The sequence below is a fragment of the Pararhizobium sp. IMCC21322 genome, from assembly GCF_030758295.1.
Taxonomy (GTDB): Bacteria; Pseudomonadota; Alphaproteobacteria; order Rhizobiales.
In genome coordinates this window covers 2,522,553-2,539,986 of record NZ_CP132335.1, presented here as the reverse complement: position 1 = coordinate 2,539,986, position 17,434 = coordinate 2,522,553, and the positions used below count along the sequence as shown (strand labels likewise).

The following is a 17,434-nucleotide window of genomic DNA, read 5'->3' as shown; positions in this document are numbered from 1 at the left end:
AGCGAAACTCCATTTCATGTCTTTTCAGTAGCGTCGGACTCTAAACTATTGTCAGGCGATTTTGTGAAGAGGCCAAGACGCTCTGCGCGGTCTTCCCATTGTTTGCGCGCCTGAGCCTGCAAATCTTCAATCGTATCGGCTTCGTCAACAATCTCCAGGCCAAGCAGGGTTTCGACCACATCTTCCAAAGTTACTATGCCAGCAGTGCCACCGAATTCATCAACCACAAGTGCAATATGCCGATCGAATTGCAACAGGTGGTCAAAGAGTTCACGCAAATGCATATCCGCAGTGACGTGAGTCAATTCACGGCTTAACTCGGAAATGGAGGTGCTCTCCTCATCCTTCACGGCTTTGATGAGGATTTCAGATTTCAGAACAAAGCCGGATACCTGATCTATGGTGTCTTCGTAAATTGGAATGCGCGAGAAACGCATGGCCTCAAGATCATCGATCAATGTTCCGATCGTTGTGTCCTGCGGCAACGCATAGACCACTGTTCGCGGCGTCATGATGTCGGAAACTGTCAAAGCATTGAGGTGCAGTAAATTCTTTAAGATCCTGGATTCGCTTGCATCAACAACGCCTTCCCGCTGGCCAACGGTCGCCAGAGCCGACAGTTCCTCTCGGCTAACCTGGTTCTTTTTCTTCCCGCCGGACAAAATCTTTGTCAGCATTTGAGACATTTTCACCAACGGCCATAGAAGCAGAATCAGGGGCGGCAATATACGGGAGACGATCGGCACCAACGAACGCCAATAGGTGGCACCGATGGTTTTGGGAATGATTTCAGACAGGACCAGAATCAAAAACGTCAGCACAGCTGAAAACACACCAAGCGCAGCATCGCCGAAAACCACAGTTGCCTGTGCCCCTGCTCCCGCAGCGCCGACAGTGTGGGCAATGGTGTTCAATGTGAGGATTGCCGCCAATGGTCGGTCGACCTCTTCTTTCAAACGCCTGAGACGCGCAGCAAGAATTGGCCGATCCTTCTCCAGGAGAGCCATATAAGACGGCGTGACGCTCAGCAGAACAGCTTCCAGAATGGAACAGAGAAACGAAACGCCGACCGCCAGCGCAACAAACAGGATTAGAAGAGTCATAAGCACCGCCCATGCAAAATTTATCCGGGCGATTCAGTCACCCGACTTTGCCGTAGTGTGCAGGAATGGGGGGTTAGGTGCAATTGCCGTCTTACTTGGCTTCAAGTCTCTCAAGAGCACGTTTCAATTTACGCAAAGCCAATGTCTCCATATCTTTTCGCATGGCAGACCGAGGTGCGATGATACTCACCTCGGCTTTGGTCACCGAATCGATGGCACTCACTTTGATTTGAGGGCCAATCGGTACGTATTCGAAATAAACTTTGCGATCCGAATGTCCGGCCATGTTCCAGCGTTCTCTTCCCTGTAGTTCGGTAGAGATTGTTACCTAAGCGCCAGAGGCCCTACCCCATCCTGTGTATAGATATCATCGCGGAAGTGCACGACGCCGTCCATAGCCCAAGCGGTGATGTAGGTGATATAGATTGGAACCTGATTCTTGACATTTTCATCCCGTCTTTCGCCGGTGAGAATAGTGTCGTTCACCGATGAGAACGTCCAGCCACCATCATTTTCATTCAAAATCCAGGCAGCCAATTCCTTGATGTTCTGAACACGCACGCAACCGGATGAGTTGAAGCGGTATTCCTCGCCAAACAGACCCTTAGCAGGCGTGTCGTGCAAATAAACGGCGTGTTCATTGTGAAAGTTGATGCGGATGGAGCCAAGGGAATTGCCCTCGCCTGGATCCTGACGAAAACGATAATTCACAGCTTCCTCAGTCAACCAGTCGATCTGAGTGGGTTGCAGTTCACTGCCGCCCTTATCGTAAATCCGAATGCGGTTATTGGTCAGGTATCCGGGGTCCTTCTGCATTTGCGGGATCATATCCTTGCGGATGATTGAGACCGGCACAGTCCAGTAAGGGTTGAAATTGATCTGATAAACTTTGGAGTTCAGAACCGGCGACTGCCGGTCAACCTTTCCAACCACCGCAGTGTGCCAGGACACAACCTGACCGGATTCCACCGCTTCAATCCGCGCAGCAGGCAAATTGACGTTAATGAAACGCCTGCCCTTGTCGCCTGACAGGGATTGCAAACGCACCATATTGGTCTGAAGCTGCCTCACGCGCACGTCAACGGGCACATTCAAGGCTGCCAGAGAAATCTCTCCGGCCACGCCGTCCGGCTCTATGCCATGACGTGCCTGAAAGCGTTTCACGGCCTCATCAACGTAGGAATCAAACGAATTTGAGATGCCGATGCTCTGCTGCAGATCTCCGGAAATAATCAAACGCTGGCGCAGAGCTGCCACATTAGGACTGCTGAGGCCCAGCTTCAGTGTCGTGTCTGCGGGAACAGTATTCCAACCGCCACGTGACATAATCGACGAATATTGCTGAAGCGCCCACTCTGCTTCCACAGGTGCTTGCGGGTTTAGAACAGGCCGGTTTGTGCGCACACCCTGAACGTTGGCTTGCTGATTATCAAAACTTTCGCCCCACTCTGACTGAGCAAAGGCGGGTTTTAGAATTGCGGGCATTGCAACTGTCGATGCCAATCCTCCAAGGACTGCACGACGGGTTGGGGCAATCATGTTCTCAAGTGTTGTTTTTTTCATGTCTGCTCTGCTGTTGCCAATTTGAATGTTGTTGCCAATTTGAATCTCGGATTTGTGCCATGCAAAGAGGGCAGTTTTGCGGCGGATACTCACAGTCCATAATACCAATTCATCTGGATATGGTTAATAAAACCAAAACACACAAGATGTGACCCAATTTGTCGCGCGCTTCGTATCCATTAATACAGCGTTAAATCCAACAAGACGGATCAATTGCAGATATGGTTCTTTTCGCAAGCCTGATGGTGACAATGGCCGCGTTTGCAGTGCTTTGGGCACTTCACCTGCCCTTGAAAAATGCAGGCATTGTGGATTTCTACTGGGGCGTCGGGTTTTTAGTGATTGGCGCTGTCTATGCGCTGCGGATTGATCAGCTAAACCTTTATCAATTGCTGTTTTTTGGCATGATTGCGGTTTGGGCGGTTCGGCTGAGCTTCTACCTGATCACCCGGTTTGCAGCCCATACCAGCGAAGATCAGCGCTATGCAGCCATGCGCACCAGCGGTGGTCCGTCTTTCTGGTGGGCAAGCCTGCCAAAAATTTTCCTTCTTCAGGCATTGGTGATGTGGATTATTGCCACGCCCCTCCATACAGCCCTGATACTTCCGTCAGTTGAACCGCTTGGTGGAGCATTGCTGGGATTTGGAGTTATCCTGTTTTGTGTTGGTCTTGTGTTTGAAGCGATTGCTGATCATCAATTGGCTCGCTTCAAATCTTCCAATCCGGAACCAACCAAGCTGTTACGGACAGGTTTGTGGGCGTGGGCCCGTCATCCAAATTATTTTGGCGAGGCTCTGCTTTGGTGGGGTCTGGGGCTCTACGCCCTTGCGCTGACAGGGTCGTTTGTTTCTTTGCTGGGACCGCTGGTGCTGACGATTGTTCTGGTGGGTGTCACTGGCAGGATGACCGACGACCATATGCAGAACAGCCGCGGGGCGGCATTTTCACAATACAAGCTGGAGACCAGCGCCATTTTGCCTCTGCCGCCAACGCTCTATCAACACATAACAAAAAAAAACCGTCCCGCCATTTAAGGCAGGACGGTATGACATGCACAAAGCGTTTTAGTTGAAACTCAGAGGCGATAAAGAATCTGGTCGGTCCAGAAACGCTCAAGACGCTGAAGCGATCTGTTGAGGTTTTCAAAATCTGCAGTGGCAAGACCACCGACCTTTTCGATAGACCGCATGTGGCGCTTGTAAAGCCCATCCACCACGGCAGCGATTTCCTTGCCCTTTTCAGTCAAGCGGACACGAACCGATCGACGGTCTGTACGTGATCGCTGGTGATGGACATAGCCCATGTCGACCAGCTTCTTAAGATTATAAGAAACATTTGAGCCAAGATAGTAACCGCGACTGCGCAATTCACCTGCGGTCAACTCTGCGTCTCCCAGGTTGAAGAGCAGCAATGCCTGAACGGCATTAATGTCGCCTTCCCCGTTTCGCTCGAACTCGTCCTTGACTACATCAAGCAGCCGGCGGTGAAGCCGCTCTACAAGTGTCACGGATTCCAGATAGAGCGGAAGCCCAGCTTCCACGTCCTTGTCGTTGTCTTCGTTGATCGGGGCTAATTGTGTTGTCTGTTTCATTGTCATCCAGCCAATACTGCTTTGCACATGTAAGAGGGCTATTCCCTCGTTGATGAACACAAACTAGGCCGGGCTCGTCAAAAAGCACTTAAGTTTCACGCTTAAGGAAACCTTACCTGCAAATGCTTGATTTGATGGTTTAAGATTTGTGTATGCCGGATTCAGATTTCATTTATATTACTGAAACTTAACCAACTTATCTGACGATTTGAATCACCTTTTATCAGTCCCGCCCAGACAGCGTGAAGAACTGTAGTTTTCCTGATGCGCTTGGACATGGTCAGTTCAGTCTTGTCCTGCGAACCAGCATCGTCAGTATGACGTAAATGATGATCATGATGACGTGAAAGATCAGCGTCAGCGGTGATATGCCAAATGTTCCGGAAAAGAAAATCTGTGAAAAAAAGTCTGCGCCGACCGAGATCAACCACACCACAATGCCCCAGGACATTTTGTTCCACAGTCCCACAGCAGCCGTTAAATTGAACACGGTGAAAAACACCAGTAGCACGCGCCGTTCTGCAGATAGCGCCAAAAAAGCATCTTCCGGGTTGGGGACCATGCCGAAAATGATCATAGCTCGCGCAAGGCCAGCCAGAAGCAGAAACACCCCCAGCACCCGCATAAAATTTTCCAACGCCGATATGAGATATCGCCGCGCAGAAAGATCGCCATCAAGAAATTGTTCAAACATGCTTGCATCCATGCCAGAAGCTGCGGGCGCTGCCAAGCCGCTTATCAAGTTGAACAGGTCATGCTATGGGCGGATGAGTTTTTTTGGAGTTGCCCCATGACAGATGAAACACATCAGATTGCCGATACATTGCCGCTCAGCCTTAGTGCAGCAGATGTGGTTGGTCCTATCCGCATGCGGCGCAACCGCCGCACAAACTGGTCACGTCGGCTGGTCCAGGAAAACAAAATTTCAGTGAACGATCTGATCTGGCCCATCTTTATCAAGGATGGACAGGGTGACAGCGAAGCGATTCCATCGATGCCTGGTGTTTTTCGCCACAGTGTCGACAAGGCCGTTAAAGAAGTAGAGCGTGCTTCTCGTCTGGGAATTCCAGCCGTAGCGCTGTTTCCCTATACCGATCCGGCCTTGCGCGATGAGACAGGCAGCGAAGCGCTCAACAGTGCAAATCTCGTATGTACGGCCTGTCGTGCGGTCAAGGCAGCTGTCAGTGATGTGGGCATCATTACGGATGTAGCCCTTGATCCCTATACATCTCACGGGCATGACGGATTGCTTGAGGGTGACGAGATCGTCAATGATCCAACTGTGGATGTGCTGGTCCGGCAGGCGCTCAATCAGGCGGCTGCAGGCGCAGATGTAATAGCCCCGTCGGACATGATGGACGGGCGCGTTGGTGTCATCCGCCATGGTCTTGACCAAAATGGCTTCCAGCACATCCAGATACTGGCTTATTCTGCGAAATATGCATCGGCCTTTTATGGCCCGTTCCGCGATGCCGTAGGCAGCAGCGGAACGCTGAAGGGTGATAAGCGAACCTATCAGATGGACCCGGCCAATACGGATGAAGCCTTGCGCGAGGCGGAACTTGATATTGCCGAAGGTGCTGACATGCTGATGGTCAAGCCCGGAATGCCCTATCTCGATATCGTTCGGCGTCTGAAAGATACTTTCCAGATGCCGACCTTCGCTTATCAGGTCTCCGGGGAGTTCGCGATGATCGAAGCTGCCGCGGCCAATGGCTGGATTGATCGTGAGAAAGCCATACTGGAAAGTCTGTTGGCCTTCAAACGCGCAGGCTGCGATGGTATTCTGACCTACTTCGCTGCAGAAGTGGCCGAAATGCTTGCGGATTGATTTGCTCTTGGGTCTTGGTATTTGATCCCTATATCGTGTCAGGAAGACAAATTAGTGAAAACGACAAGGATTGATCTCGATGTCTGTAATTGACGAAAGCGGCATTTTGACCCGAAAAGAGCTTTACGATGGCATTGTGTCACGCAGGGTCGTCGCATTTATTTTCGACTTCATCATGATCGCGATCGTCTCATTGGTGGCCGGATTTGCCGTACTCCTTCTTGGCATTGCGACATTTGGACTGGGGTGGCTGCTCTATCTGATCTTCATGCCGTTGGTTATTGCCGGCTATCTGGCCTTCACGCTTGGTGGACCGAATGCGGCCACTCCGGGTATGAAACTCGCCGGTATTCAGATGCGCCTGCATGATGGCAGCCGCTCCGGACCATTCGGCGCCATGCTGCACGGGCTTCTGTTCTACTTGTCAATCTCGTTTCTGACACCATTTGTTGTTCTGGTTGGGCTGTTTACAGAGCGGGGTCGTCTGCTGCATGATCTTATTCTGGGCACCTATATTGTTCGAAGCGACTATCTGTAGCTCAGGGCACAAATGACACTGAAACGGCATGAGAACGTCGAGGGGCTATCATCAGATTATGACTGAACGGCCCTCCCACACCTCGCAATTCTATCTGACGGCTCCCTCACCCTGCCCGTATCTGCATGGTCAGGAGGAGCGGAAAGTCTTTACACATCTGGGCGGTGAACGCGCTTCGGAATTGAACGACATTCTGACCCAGGGTGGTTTCCGGCGCAGTCAGAACATTGCCTATCGACCGGCCTGCGAACGCTGCCGCGCCTGCATGTCCGTGCGCGTGGTTGTGTCCGAGTTTGAGGCCAACAAATCGATGCAGCGCATCATGCGCAAGAACACAGACCTCATCGTAGAGGAACGCAAGGCCGAAGCCAGTTCCGAACAATATGATCTTTTCCGCACCTATCTGGATACGCGTCATCCCGGTGGTGGCATGTCGGATATGAGCGTTCTGGACTATGCCTCCATGGTGGAAGAAAGCGAAGTTGAGACCCGTGTCTTTGAGTTTCGCCAACGAGACGTTGACAGCGGAATAACGGGACGCAGCCGCAAACCCCTTATTGCTGTGGCACTCAGTGATGTTCTCAGCGACGGCCTGTCGATGGTGTACAGCTATTTCGACCCGTCGGAATCCGCTCGCAGTCTTGGAACCTATATGATCCTTGAGCACCTGGAACGCGCCAGGCGTATGGGATTACCCTATTTATATCTCGGGTATCTGGTCGAAGGTTCGCCAAAAATGGCTTATAAAGGCCGCTTCCAGCCACAGGAACGGCTTGGCAATCGCGGCTGGGTTCGCGGTTAGCCCAAAGCATTTATTGTTTTTATGGAATCAGTTGACCGGGATTTCTGCAAACGAAACTTGTATCGCCTGCTAAATTACAACCGGGCGTCGATTTAAAGACTTGTTGAACCGGTAAATTTATTGGTTCTTGGGAAGCCTTGCGGTGCCATGCGGCCAGCCTGTGCGCGTTCGCCGACCCATTCGGCCAACTCTTCCATGCTGCGGTTAAATTGTCGGCCTGAGCTGTCGCTCCAGGTGAGGCCTTCATCAGCCGCAAAAATCTTGATATCGGACACGGTGCCGTCCTTGTAACGCTGCAGGCGTACGCCCTTGCCGCGGCCCATTTCGGCAATCTGCTCCATAGGGAACACAAGTAGTTTGCGGTTTTGCCCAACGATCGCAACACGGTCACCGACAGCGGGTGGGCAAAGAACCATCTCGTGTGGCGCGGATATGTTCAGAACCAGCTTGCCTTTACGGGTATTTGCAAGAAGATCGTCCTCCAACACAATGAAGCCACGTCCTTCTGTGCTGGAAAGCAGTCGTTTGCGGCCTGCCTTGTGCGTGAAGACGGTCAGAATGTCGTGGCCCGCCTCCATATCCACAATAATGCGGACTGGCTCACCATGGCCGCGCCCGCCAGGCAGTTTGTCAGCGCCAATTGTGTAAAATTTACCACCGGTTGTTGCCACCAGCAATTTGTCAGTGGTCTCGGCATGGAACATAAGTTTCAGGCTGTCATCCTGCTTGAATGTCAATGTCTCGGCATCAGCCAAATGCCCCTTAAGGGCACGAATCCAGCCCTTTTGAGACAAGACGATTGTCACTGGCTCACGTTCAATCATGGCCTGATGGATGTCATCAAGATTGTGTTCCGGTGCCACTGCAAAATCAGTGCGCCGCTTGCCCAAAGGCGTATCCGGGCCGAATGCTTTCTTGAGATCCCTGATCTGCTCGGTGATACGTCCCCATTGCAGGTCTTCTGAAGCCAGAAGTTCGGCCAGTACAGCGCGCTCAGCCGTCAGATCCTCATGTTCCTGACGCAGCTCCATTTCTTCAAGTTTGCGCAGGGAGCGCAGCCGCATGTTCAAAACGGCCTCAGCCTGAACATCGGTCAGCGCGAAGGCGTTCATCAAATCAGCCTTTGGATGGTCTTCTTCGCGGATAATCCGGATCACTTCATCAAGATTGAGGAAGGCGACCAGATACCCGACCAAAATCTCCAGGCGGTGATCAATCTTGCCTACACGGAATTTGGTGCGGCGAACCAATACATCCTTGCGGTGTTCCAACCACTCCCGCAAAACACTGCGTAGACTCAGAACCCTTGGAATCTTTCCATGGGACAGCACATTCATGTTCAGCGAAATGCGGTTTTCAAAGTCTGTAAGCTTGAACAGCGATTCCATCAAAAGAGCCGGATCGACCGAGCGGCTTTTCGGCTCCAACACAACACGGATGTCTTCGGCGGATTCATCACGAATATCGGCCAGCAGCGGCAGGCGTTTGACGTGAAGTAGTTCCGCGATTTTCTCGATCAGTTTTGATTTCTGGACCTGATAGGGAATCTCGGTGACAACAACGACATAGGTGCCCCGCGACAGGGTTTCTGCGTGCCAGCGCGCCCGAACCCGGAAACCACCGCGTCCGGTTTCATAAGACGTGCGGATTGACGCCTCATTTTCAACGATAATACCACCGGTCGGAAAATCAGGCCCTTTTACAAACTCGCAGAGTTTCTCAATTCCAGCATTGGGAAATTTTATCAAATGCAGAGATGCATCACATAATTCGACGATGTTATGCGGTGGAATGGACGTTGCCATTCCCACGGCAATGCCGGATGAGCCATTCGCCAGAAGATTTGGAAAATTGCCGGGAAGAACAATCGGTTCCTCCTCCTCGCCATCATACGTCTCGCGAAAATCAACAGCGTCCTCATCCAGCCCTTCGAGCAGACGGTTCGCCACCTCTGTCATCCGCGCTTCGGTGTAGCGCATGGCAGCTGCATTATCGCCGTCGACATTGCCAAAATTGCCCTGACCATCCACCAGCGGATAACGCACCGCGAAATCCTGCGCCAGACGCACCAAGGCGTCGTAGACTGACTGGTCACCGTGAGGGTGGTATTTACCGATCACATCACCCACGACACGCGCGGATTTCTTGAATGATGATTTGGGATCCAGCTTCAACTGGCGCATGGCGAACAGCAGGCGGCGATGCACCGGCTTCAGCCCATCACGAACATCCGGCAAGGCACGATGCATGATTGTCGATAGCGCATAGGCAAGATAGCGCTCCTCCAATGCGGAGCGCAAATTAATGAGTTCAATCTCGCCTTCGGGAATCAGTTCTTCGCCCATGAGTTAGAATTAGCCGGAACGCTGCACGGCGGCAAGGATCAGACGCACGGCTTCTTCACGTTGTACAGAGTTTTGAATGCCTCGCGGCCTGTAAACATGCCGTTGCAGGAAGAAATGCGACAAGGCAAAGCCATGCGACAAAGTCTCATGGGACCGATCAGCCGTTGCTGCATGCTGCAATGTCAAATATTGCGGCAGTGGCAAAAGGCGGTCTTTATAAGGCTCACCTGCTGCGGCACCCACGGCCCTGCCGGATTTTGGTGAGACATAAATCAGTCCGGAATTCGAACCTGACTGCACACATTGGTGAAGATCCAGTCCAAATCCGAGTTCTTCCAGGACGGCCAGTTCCAGGCGGATCAGCAACTCTGCCAGCAATAAAGGCGCATCCAGATGCTCCAGACACACCTGCAGTGCTGTGAATAATTGTGTGTTCGGCTCTCTTTCCGGTAACAGGCGCAGCAATTCCGCCTGCATCTGCAATGCGCTCAATGCCAAACGATCCTGCATAATGTCGGCCGCGCGGGACTTGAGCGGCTCAACAATCATGGTTCCCAGATGCTCATCAAGGCGCGCACGCCAAGTTACGGTAACATCATTTCCAGGTTGCAGTACGGGCTGCAGCTTTCTGGAGCGACCACCACGTACCAGACCCAGATGGCGGCCGCGCTTTTCGGTCATCAATTCCAGAATGACGCTGGTTTCGCCGTGGCGTCTGACGCCCAGCACTGTTCCGCGATCCGTCCATTCCATGAAACAAAGCCCTCAGGGCGTGGAGCTTAAGGGGCCAACCCTATTGTATGAAATCAATTCCGATTTCCCGATAGCGCTCCGGATCATCAATCCAGTTCTCCCGCACCTTCACAAACAGGAAAAGATGTACCTTCTGGCCGTAAATCTCCGCCATTTCGCGACGCGCATCACTTGAGATACCGCGTATGGTCTGGCCACCCTTGCCAATAACGATTTTCTTCTGGCTCGCCCGTTGCACGTAGATGGTCTGTTCCACCCGTGCACTGCCGTCCTTCAGGGTTTTCCAGTCTTCCGTTTCCACTGTCGAGGCATAAGGCAATTCCTCGTGAAGACGCAGGAACAGTTTTTCCCGGGTGATCTCGGCTGCGAGTTGACGCATGGGCAGGTCCGAGGCTTGATCTTCGGGATAAAGCCATGGCCCAATCGGCATTTTGGCACACAGATAGCTCAGCAAATCAGCAATGCCATCGCCATTCAGAGCCGACACCATGAAAGTCTCGTCAAAATTGCACAGAGCGTTGGCTTTTTCAGTCAATTCCAGCAACTCGCTGCGCGGCACCAGATCGATTTTGTTGAGGATCAGCAATTTCGGCTGGCGAACACTCTTCAAGCGCTCAAGAATTTCGCTGATGGCTTCGGTAAACCCGCGCTTGGCATCAACCAGCAGACACACAACATCGGCATCCTGAGTGCCGCTCCATGCGGTTTTGATCATGGCCCGGTCAAGTCTGCGCCTTGGGTCAAAAATGCCGGGGGTATCGATATAGACGATCTGGGTCTGGTCATGAATTCCGATGCCCCTGATCAGGGCCCGTGTGGTCTGCACCTTGTGGGTGACAATCGATACTTTTGAACCGACCATCTGGTTCAAAAGGGTCGACTTGCCGGCATTGGTGGCCCCGAGAAAAGTGACATAGCCACACCGCGTCTGGTCATCACTCATTGTTGGCTCCACCTTCTTCTTCTTCGATCACACCTTCACGCAGCAGCAACCGATAGGCCGCAGCATGCTCTGCGGATCGCTTTGACGCACCTGCGGCCGCCATTGGCAGCAAGCCTTCAACAGTCACACTGACCAGAAATTCAGGTGCATGGTCAGGCCCGCTTCGCCGTGCAATTGCATATTTCGGGACAGCATGCCCCTTGCCCTGGACCCATTCCTGTAATTCGGTTTTGGAGTCTCTTTGGGCCTGATTATAGCGGTGCATTTTGGGCTGCCAGTTGCGCACAATGAAATCACGTGCCGCGTCAAAACCACCATCTTGATAAATCGCGGCTATAACTGCTTCGCAAACATCGCCCAGAATAGCTTTCTTGCGCCGTCCCCCGGAGCCGGCTTCCCCGGACCCCAGATAGATAGCAGATCCCAGATCAAGCTCCCGCGCAACTTCCACGCATGTTTCATTGCGCACCAGAGCCGTCAGTCGCCGCGCAAGCTCACCCTCATTGGCATACAAAAACTCGGCCATCAGCATATCAGTGACAACCAGCGCCAGAACCCGGTCGCCCTGAAACTCGAGGCGCTGATAGCTTTCGCCGGATTGCCTGTCGCCAATGATGCTCATATGGGTCATGGCGCGCTTCAGCAGGCTGAGATCGCGAAATTTATATCCCAGACGGCTGGAAACGTCTTCCAGCCGTGCAATTTCCGATTTGGTCAGGCGTTCACTCAAAGTGTGTCCATCAACCGATCAAAGCGTACATCACTCGGCCAGCGCCAGATGTGTCGTGCGCGTGCGGGTGGTTCAATTGAGAAGAAAATGATTTGAGCCTTACCGACAAACAACTCCAATGAAACTGCACCAAGCCCAAACCGGCTGTCGCTGGATCCATCTCGATTGTCGCCCATCATGAAGTAGTGACCTTCGGGAACTGTATATATATCCGTATTTTCTCCGGCAGCCGTTAGCGGACTGTCAAGAGTATAATGTGTCACACCATTTGGGAGAGTCTCTACATACCGACGCGACTTGAACTCGCCTCCGTCAGCGCGTTTCATGGTAACTTCGTCCAGAAGTTCCTTTGGAACCGCTTCACCATTAATATAGAGCACGGCATCTTTCATCTGGATTTTCTCACCGGGTAGTCCGATCACCCGCTTGATATAATCCTTGTTTCCGTCAGTTGGCACGCGGAAGACTGCGACATCCCCACGCTCCGGCGCGTCTTCCAGAATACGACCTTCAAACAAATCAGGCGCGAATGGCATGGAATAATTGCTGTAGCCATAGGAGAATTTTGAAACAAATACGTAATCCCCTATCAGCAATGAAGGCATCATAGAGCCTGAAGGAATGTTGAAGGGCTGAAAGAAAAATGTGCGGAACACGACCGCAATCAGCAATGCCTGAACGATCACAACGATCATTTCGCGGATGCCGCCGTCTTTTTTACCCGCCTTGGAATGTGCCATGCTCATGAAAACTCGCAATTCGAAGAATTAATCGGTCCATATTGCTGAATAAGTGGCAGCAGTCCGACTGCCTGCAAAACGAACATAGACGCTATTATGGGGTATGTACTCCCTCACCTGCCCTTTCGCAACGTGAAATGGGTTACAAACCGCTACAATTTGGGAGCTTGTACGGGAACCAGGTCAGGACGATGGATTGACGGCTGTAATGATTACGATTGCCTGGGCCAGCGGGTAGTCGTCTGTAATCGTCACATCAATTTGTGCACCCATGCCTTCGGGCGTGATTTCTTCAAGACGTGCCAGCGCGCCCCCGGTCATAACCATGGTCGGTTTGCCCGATGGAAGATTGGCAACCCCCAGATCACGCCAGAAGACGCCTTTGCGAAATCCTGTACCCAGTGCTTTTGAACAGGCTTCTTTTGCTGCAAATCGTTTGGCATAAGACGCAGCGCGCTGATGTCGACGTTCGGACTTTGCAATCTCTATGGGCGTGAAAATACGCTCGATGAAGCGACGGTCAAACTTTTCAAGAGTGCGCTCGATGCGCCTGATATCACATAGATCATTGCCAAGGCCGATGATCACGATGTGGCCTTTTGCAGCGCGGACTGACGCGCCTGTTCCATCAAGCGTCGCATTTTTGCGATGGATTGCTCCAGACCGACAAACAGGGCTTCACCCATCAGAAAGTGACCGATGTTAAGCTCGCGAAACCCCAAAATGGCCGCGACCGGTTGCACCGTGTCATAAGTCAGACCATGACCGGCATGCACTTCCAGACCACGTTCCAAACCTGCATTGGCCATGGCCTCAAGGCGCACCCGCTCACGCTCGAACGTCTCCATATCGCCAGCCAAAAATGCATCACAATAAGTACCGGTATGTAGTTCCACCACCGGTGCACCGAGCAATACAGCGGCATCCAACTGGGTCTCATCTGCTTCAATAAACAGAGACACACGAATGTCAGCTTCGCGCAATTGTCTGGTCAGCGGCGCCAGCCGGTTGTGTGCGGACGCCGCATCAAGTCCGCCCTCTGTCGTGCGCTCTTCGCGCTTTTCAGGAACAATACAGGCGGCATGTGGTTTTTCGCGCAGCGCAATGTCCAGCATTTCCGACGTGGCTGCCATTTCAAAGTTTAACGGAACACTGATGTCCCGACGCAGCCGCTCAATATCGCGGTCAGTGATGTGCCGGCGATCTTCCCTGAGGTGGGCCGTAATTCCATCAGCCCCCGCTTTTTCCGCCAAAAGCGCTGCCCGAACAGGATCGGGATGCGGACCGCCTCGCGCGTTGCGCACGGTCGCTACGTGATCGATATTTATTCCCAGTCGCAAGACTGAAGCGTCGTTGACACTGTTGCCCGGAGGGTTTGCTTTATTCGCCATGACTTTCTCCACGATGCAGCACCTTGTCCAGAACTCGTTTTTCTGTACGCCGTGCTATTATGGCCAGTCTAGATCGTTGATAGACAAAGACAAGTCGTCTGATGATGAAATAGGAAATGATGGCCATGGGAACACCAAGCATGAATCCGCCAAGCGTCATGGGCTTTAACAATTCAATCAGATTACCAAACGACAGATGCAGCAATTGGCCAGAAACCTCTCTCATGGTCAATGCGCCCTCATTGCCGTGCAGGAGCAGGTTTCCGAGCTTGTATGTATAAAACCAGATGAAGGGAAAAGTGATGGGGTTCCCGAGCCAGGTTCCAAGAGCCGCTGCAATCATATTACCGCGCATGATGTAGGCGATTGCAAAACAGATCACGAAGTGAAAGCCGATGAACGGGGTGAAGGACGCAAACACGCCGGCTGCAAACCCCATTGCCACGACATGAGGCGATGCCGACAAGCGCAAAACACGCTTGGAGATGTATTGCGCCGAGCGCCACCAGTTTCTGCGCGGCCACAAAGCTACCCTGAGCTTTTGCCAGAATTGTTCAGGGTGTTTGCGTCTGAAGAGCATAGACTAAAATTTCAACGCGATGACTTGATTTGAAAGGGCCGCTAAGGGGCTGGTTTAACCTAAGAACATGAATTGTTCACGAAAATCGTCCCAATAAATAGCGGCTATCATCAAACATCACCATTCCTCACCTGCATTGTTGTTTTGGCTTCCTATTCACTTATACGCTCAACATGCGACACAATTTTGAGGGCACGCACTTCATTTATGATACGCATCAGGTGTTTTAAATCCCAAACTTCCAAATCAATTGCCATTTCTGTGAAATCATCAGCCCGCTTGGTCATCTTGATGTTGTCGATATTTCCGTCGGTCTGAGCAATAATGTTGGCAACACCGGCCAACGAGCCGGGCTCATTGATCATTGAAACAAACAGATTGGCTGGAAAGCGCTCATTGCTGGCTGGATCAACATCCCACTGAACATCCAGCCACCGATCGGGTTCTTCATCAAACCGCATAAGGCTTTCCGAGTGGATCGGGTAAACCGTAATCCCCTCTCCGGCAGTCACTATGCCAACAATGCGGTCACCAGGGACCGCACCGCCGCCAGGCGCAAATCGTACGGTCGAGTTGCCGGCAAGCTGCTTGATGTTCGTCATATTGTGGTCAAGGCGTTCTCCCGGCTCGTTTGATATGGGCTCATTGGGGAACCGGAAGCGCATCGATCTTTTGGAGGCAAGGCTGAACCAACCTTCACTTTCGGGAAGTGGCATTACCATGGCCCGGCTCTTCTGGAAGTCGGGGAAAATGGTCTTCATGGCCGTATCGACCCCAAGATCGCCACCGCCAAGGGCTTCCATCAATTCTTCCCGGTTCGCGCACTTCAAAATGCTGACAGCCTTGTCGACCAGTCCTGCATCAAAAGGATGATCCACTGCGCGAAACCCCCAATCCAGCATCTGGCGACCCAGCGAAATAAATCTCTCTCGTTCCAGTGCTCTGTTGGCGCGACGAATGGCAGAGCGCGCGCGGCCGGTCACCGCAATTTTTTCCCAGGCAATCGGTGGTGTCTGTCCGGTAGAGGTCATGATTTCGACCTCGTCACCATTTTTCAATGTACTGGCCAGACCGATAATACGTCCATTGACCTTACAGCCAACGCAGGTGTTGCCGACATCTGTGTGCACAGCATAGGCAAAATCCAGTGGGGTCGCGCCGGTTGGCAACGCAATCAGTCGTCCTTTTGGCGTGAAACAGAAAACCTGATCGTGAAACAATTCCAGTTTCGTGTTTTCCAGAAACTCTTCTGCCGTTCCACCGGTCGACAGGGACTCAATTGTTTTCCGCAACCAGGCATAGGCATTGGATTCAGCGGCCATTTCACCAATCTGCTCCTTTGCAACCGCAGCGTCCTTGTAGAGGCTGTGGGCGGCAATCCCGTATTCGGCAATCTGTTGCATTTCCTCAGACCGGATCTGCAATTCCACCCGTTCCCGTGCCGGGCCCACCACCGTGGTATGTATTGACCGGTAGTCATTTTGCTTCGGAACCGAGATGTAATCTTTGAAACGACCGGGTACCTGAGGCCAGGTCGTATGGATAATTCCCAACACAGCGTAGCAGCTTGGCTCATCTTCCGTAATGATCCGGAATCCCAGAATATCCGGCAGTTGCTCAAAGCTTATGGATTTGCGTTCCATCTTCTTGAACACCGAGTACGGTTTTTTGTGACGACTTGTAACTTTTGCGCTGATGCCAGCCTTTTGAAGTCTCTGGTAAAGCTCTTCCTCAATTTTCTGTTTGGCGGTTTCGCTCTGCTCCAGCAGCTTTGTCAGCTTCTTGCTAACAGCGTTGTGCGCCTCCGGATTGCTGTGGAAAAAAGCAAGGTCTTCCAGCTCTTCCCGCATGTCCTGCATGCCCATGCGTCCGGCCAATGGTGCATAGATGTCCAGTGTTTCCTGACCAATGCGCACGCGTTTTTCCGGTGCCATATGATCCAGTGTACGCATATTGTGCAGGCGGTCGGCCAGCTTGACCAGCAGGACACGCACATCGTCTGAAATGGCCAGAAGCAGTTTACGCAGGTTTTCAGCCTGTTTGGCCTTTTGCGAAACTTCCTGCCGCGAGTCGAGATTGAGCTGCCTGATTTTCGTCAGGCCATCGACGAGGTGTCCAATCTCTCGGCCAAACAGCGCATCAATTTCATCCCGCGTGGCGTCAGTATCCTCAATCGTATCGTGCAACAGGGCTACAGCCACCGTAGCGTCATCCATTTGCAGGTCGGTGAGAATGGCAGCGACTTCCAGTGGGTGCGAAAAATAGGGATCGCCGGACGCACGGGTCTGCTTGCCGTGCTTCGTCATGGCGTAGATATACGCCTTGTTCAGCAGCACCTCATCGGCGGCTGGATTGTAGCGCTGAACGCGCTCAAGCAGTTCAAATTGACGCATCATCGGCGTCTTCTTACCTTTTCAATTCGGCTAATTTTAGCTGATGTCTACTATGTAGGTACTAAACGCAGGACGCTATCATTTTGCAATCGCGAAATAGTTACACAAAAAAGCCGCCTCAGAATTAAATC

The 17,434-nt window shown here is 52.2% G+C and carries 18 protein-coding genes; 4 read left to right on the top strand and 14 right to left on the bottom strand.

Going from position 1 to position 17,434, the window contains the following annotated elements; genetic code table 11:
* Nucleotides 1-14: 14 nt before the first annotated feature.
* The 3 genes from RAL91_RS12030 to RAL91_RS12025 form a co-directional block, all read right to left on the bottom strand.
* The gene (locus RAL91_RS12030; protein ID WP_306262574.1) at nucleotides 15-1,103 is read right to left on the bottom strand and encodes a CNNM domain-containing protein; all 1,089 of its coding nucleotides are present in this window, start codon (nucleotides 1,101-1,103) and stop codon (nucleotides 15-17) included.
* Nucleotides 1,104-1,194: 91 nt separating this feature from the next.
* Nucleotides 1,195-1,389, bottom strand: a complete 195-nt coding sequence (locus RAL91_RS25090; protein ID WP_371932514.1) for a serine hydroxymethyltransferase — start codon at nucleotides 1,387-1,389, stop codon at nucleotides 1,195-1,197.
* A 38-nt stretch (nucleotides 1,390-1,427) separates the two neighbouring features.
* Nucleotides 1,428-2,666, bottom strand: a complete 1,239-nt coding sequence (locus RAL91_RS12025) for a murein L,D-transpeptidase (protein ID WP_306262572.1) — start codon at nucleotides 2,664-2,666, stop codon at nucleotides 1,428-1,430.
* 221 nt (nucleotides 2,667-2,887) lie between these two features.
* On the opposite strand from RAL91_RS12025, the gene RAL91_RS12020 reads away from it, so the two are divergent.
* Nucleotides 2,888-3,700: a DUF1295 domain-containing protein gene (locus RAL91_RS12020; protein ID WP_306262570.1), complete on the top strand. Its 813-nt coding sequence runs from the start codon at nucleotides 2,888-2,890 to the stop codon at nucleotides 3,698-3,700.
* Nucleotides 3,701-3,741: 41 nt separating this feature from the next.
* Here RAL91_RS12020 and ldtR read toward each other — a convergent pair whose 3' ends face one another.
* Both ldtR and RAL91_RS12010 read right to left on the bottom strand, forming a co-directional pair.
* On the bottom strand, nucleotides 3,742-4,263 hold the full coding sequence (gene ldtR / locus RAL91_RS12015; protein ID WP_371932513.1) for a transcriptional regulator LdtR: 522 nt from the start codon (nucleotides 4,261-4,263) through the stop codon (nucleotides 3,742-3,744).
* A gap of 274 nt (nucleotides 4,264-4,537) precedes the next feature.
* Nucleotides 4,538-4,951, bottom strand: coding sequence for a DUF6163 family protein (locus RAL91_RS12010; protein ID WP_306262566.1), 414 nt, complete (start codon nucleotides 4,949-4,951; stop codon nucleotides 4,538-4,540).
* Nucleotides 4,952-5,047: 96 nt separating this feature from the next.
* Between RAL91_RS12010 and hemB the strand changes: the two genes are divergently transcribed.
* From hemB to RAL91_RS11995, 3 genes are all read left to right on the top strand, one after another.
* On the top strand, nucleotides 5,048-6,088 hold the full coding sequence (hemB, locus tag RAL91_RS12005) for a porphobilinogen synthase (protein WP_371932511.1): 1,041 nt from the start codon (nucleotides 5,048-5,050) through the stop codon (nucleotides 6,086-6,088).
* A 79-nt stretch (nucleotides 6,089-6,167) separates the two neighbouring features.
* Nucleotides 6,168-6,626, top strand: coding sequence for an RDD family protein (locus RAL91_RS12000; protein ID WP_306262564.1), 459 nt, complete (start codon nucleotides 6,168-6,170; stop codon nucleotides 6,624-6,626).
* A gap of 58 nt (nucleotides 6,627-6,684) precedes the next feature.
* Complete coding sequence (locus tag RAL91_RS11995; protein WP_306262562.1) at nucleotides 6,685-7,428, top strand: arginyltransferase; 744 nt, start codon at nucleotides 6,685-6,687, stop codon at nucleotides 7,426-7,428.
* A gap of 92 nt (nucleotides 7,429-7,520) precedes the next feature.
* Here the strand turns inward: RAL91_RS11995 and parC are convergent, their stop codons facing one another.
* The 9 genes from parC to RAL91_RS11950 form a co-directional block, all read right to left on the bottom strand.
* Nucleotides 7,521-9,773, bottom strand: coding sequence for a DNA topoisomerase IV subunit A (parC, locus tag RAL91_RS11990; protein WP_306262560.1), 2,253 nt, complete (start codon nucleotides 9,771-9,773; stop codon nucleotides 7,521-7,523).
* A 9-nt stretch (nucleotides 9,774-9,782) separates the two neighbouring features.
* Nucleotides 9,783-10,526: a DNA repair protein RecO gene (recO, locus tag RAL91_RS11985; protein ID WP_306262558.1), complete on the bottom strand. Its 744-nt coding sequence runs from the start codon at nucleotides 10,524-10,526 to the stop codon at nucleotides 9,783-9,785.
* A 40-nt stretch (nucleotides 10,527-10,566) separates the two neighbouring features.
* Entirely contained in the window at nucleotides 10,567-11,469 is a 903-nt protein-coding gene (era, locus tag RAL91_RS11980; RefSeq protein WP_306262556.1) for a GTPase Era, read from the bottom strand.
* The gene (rnc, locus tag RAL91_RS11975; protein WP_306262554.1) at nucleotides 11,462-12,199 is read right to left on the bottom strand and encodes a ribonuclease III; all 738 of its coding nucleotides are present in this window, start codon (nucleotides 12,197-12,199) and stop codon (nucleotides 11,462-11,464) included. Before rnc ends, era begins: the two co-directional genes overlap by 8 nt.
* Nucleotides 12,196-12,945, bottom strand: a complete 750-nt coding sequence (gene lepB, locus RAL91_RS11970) for a signal peptidase I (protein WP_306262553.1) — start codon at nucleotides 12,943-12,945, stop codon at nucleotides 12,196-12,198. Before lepB ends, rnc begins: the two co-directional genes overlap by 4 nt.
* A gap of 177 nt (nucleotides 12,946-13,122) precedes the next feature.
* A complete protein-coding gene (gene acpS, locus RAL91_RS11965) occupies nucleotides 13,123-13,527 on the bottom strand; it encodes a holo-ACP synthase (RefSeq protein ID WP_306262550.1) in 405 nt (134 codons plus the stop codon).
* Nucleotides 13,524-14,330 (bottom strand): pyridoxine 5'-phosphate synthase, encoded by an 807-nt coding sequence (locus tag RAL91_RS11960; protein ID WP_306262548.1) that lies wholly within the window; start codon nucleotides 14,328-14,330, stop codon nucleotides 13,524-13,526. Before RAL91_RS11960 ends, acpS begins: the two co-directional genes overlap by 4 nt.
* Nucleotides 14,320-14,910, bottom strand: coding sequence for a DUF2062 domain-containing protein (locus RAL91_RS11955; RefSeq protein ID WP_306262546.1), 591 nt, complete (start codon nucleotides 14,908-14,910; stop codon nucleotides 14,320-14,322). Before RAL91_RS11955 ends, RAL91_RS11960 begins: the two co-directional genes overlap by 11 nt.
* Before the next feature lie 152 nt (nucleotides 14,911-15,062).
* Nucleotides 15,063-17,306, bottom strand: a complete 2,244-nt coding sequence (locus RAL91_RS11950; RefSeq protein WP_306262544.1) for a bifunctional (p)ppGpp synthetase/guanosine-3',5'-bis(diphosphate) 3'-pyrophosphohydrolase — start codon at nucleotides 17,304-17,306, stop codon at nucleotides 15,063-15,065.
* Nucleotides 17,307-17,434: the final 128 nt, after the last annotated feature.

Excerpts from the sequence above, each read along its gene's own strand:
- RAL91_RS12030 (WP_306262574.1), bottom strand. The coding sequence starts at position 1,103 with ATGACTCTTCTAATCCTGTTTGTTGCGCTGGCGGTCGGCGTTTCGTTT.
- RAL91_RS25090 (WP_371932514.1), bottom strand. The coding sequence starts at position 1,389 with ATGGCCGGACATTCGGATCGCAAAGTTTATTTCGAATACGTACCGATT.
- RAL91_RS12025 (WP_306262572.1), bottom strand. The coding sequence starts at position 2,666 with ATGAAAAAAACAACACTTGAGAACATGATTGCCCCAACCCGTCGTGCA.
- RAL91_RS12020 (WP_306262570.1), top strand. The coding sequence starts at position 2,888 with ATGGTTCTTTTCGCAAGCCTGATGGTGACAATGGCCGCGTTTGCAGTG.
- ldtR (WP_371932513.1), bottom strand. The coding sequence starts at position 4,263 with ATGACAATGAAACAGACAACACAATTAGCCCCGATCAACGAAGACAAC.
- RAL91_RS12010 (WP_306262566.1), bottom strand. The coding sequence starts at position 4,951 with ATGTTTGAACAATTTCTTGATGGCGATCTTTCTGCGCGGCGATATCTC.
- hemB (WP_371932511.1), top strand. The coding sequence starts at position 5,048 with ATGACAGATGAAACACATCAGATTGCCGATACATTGCCGCTCAGCCTT.
- RAL91_RS12000 (WP_306262564.1), top strand. The coding sequence starts at position 6,168 with ATGTCTGTAATTGACGAAAGCGGCATTTTGACCCGAAAAGAGCTTTAC.
- RAL91_RS11995 (WP_306262562.1), top strand. The coding sequence starts at position 6,685 with ATGACTGAACGGCCCTCCCACACCTCGCAATTCTATCTGACGGCTCCC.
- parC (WP_306262560.1), bottom strand. The coding sequence starts at position 9,773 with ATGGGCGAAGAACTGATTCCCGAAGGCGAGATTGAACTCATTAATTTG.
- recO (WP_306262558.1), bottom strand. The coding sequence starts at position 10,526 with ATGGAATGGACGGATCGCGGAACAGTGCTGGGCGTCAGACGCCACGGC.
- era (WP_306262556.1), bottom strand. The coding sequence starts at position 11,469 with ATGAGTGATGACCAGACGCGGTGTGGCTATGTCACTTTTCTCGGGGCC.
- lepB (WP_306262553.1), bottom strand. The coding sequence starts at position 12,945 with ATGAGCATGGCACATTCCAAGGCGGGTAAAAAAGACGGCGGCATCCGC.
- RAL91_RS11960 (WP_306262548.1), bottom strand. The coding sequence starts at position 14,330 with ATGGCGAATAAAGCAAACCCTCCGGGCAACAGTGTCAACGACGCTTCA.
- RAL91_RS11955 (WP_306262546.1), bottom strand. The coding sequence starts at position 14,910 with ATGCTCTTCAGACGCAAACACCCTGAACAATTCTGGCAAAAGCTCAGG.
- RAL91_RS11950 (WP_306262544.1), bottom strand. The coding sequence starts at position 17,306 with ATGATGCGTCAATTTGAACTGCTTGAGCGCGTTCAGCGCTACAATCCA.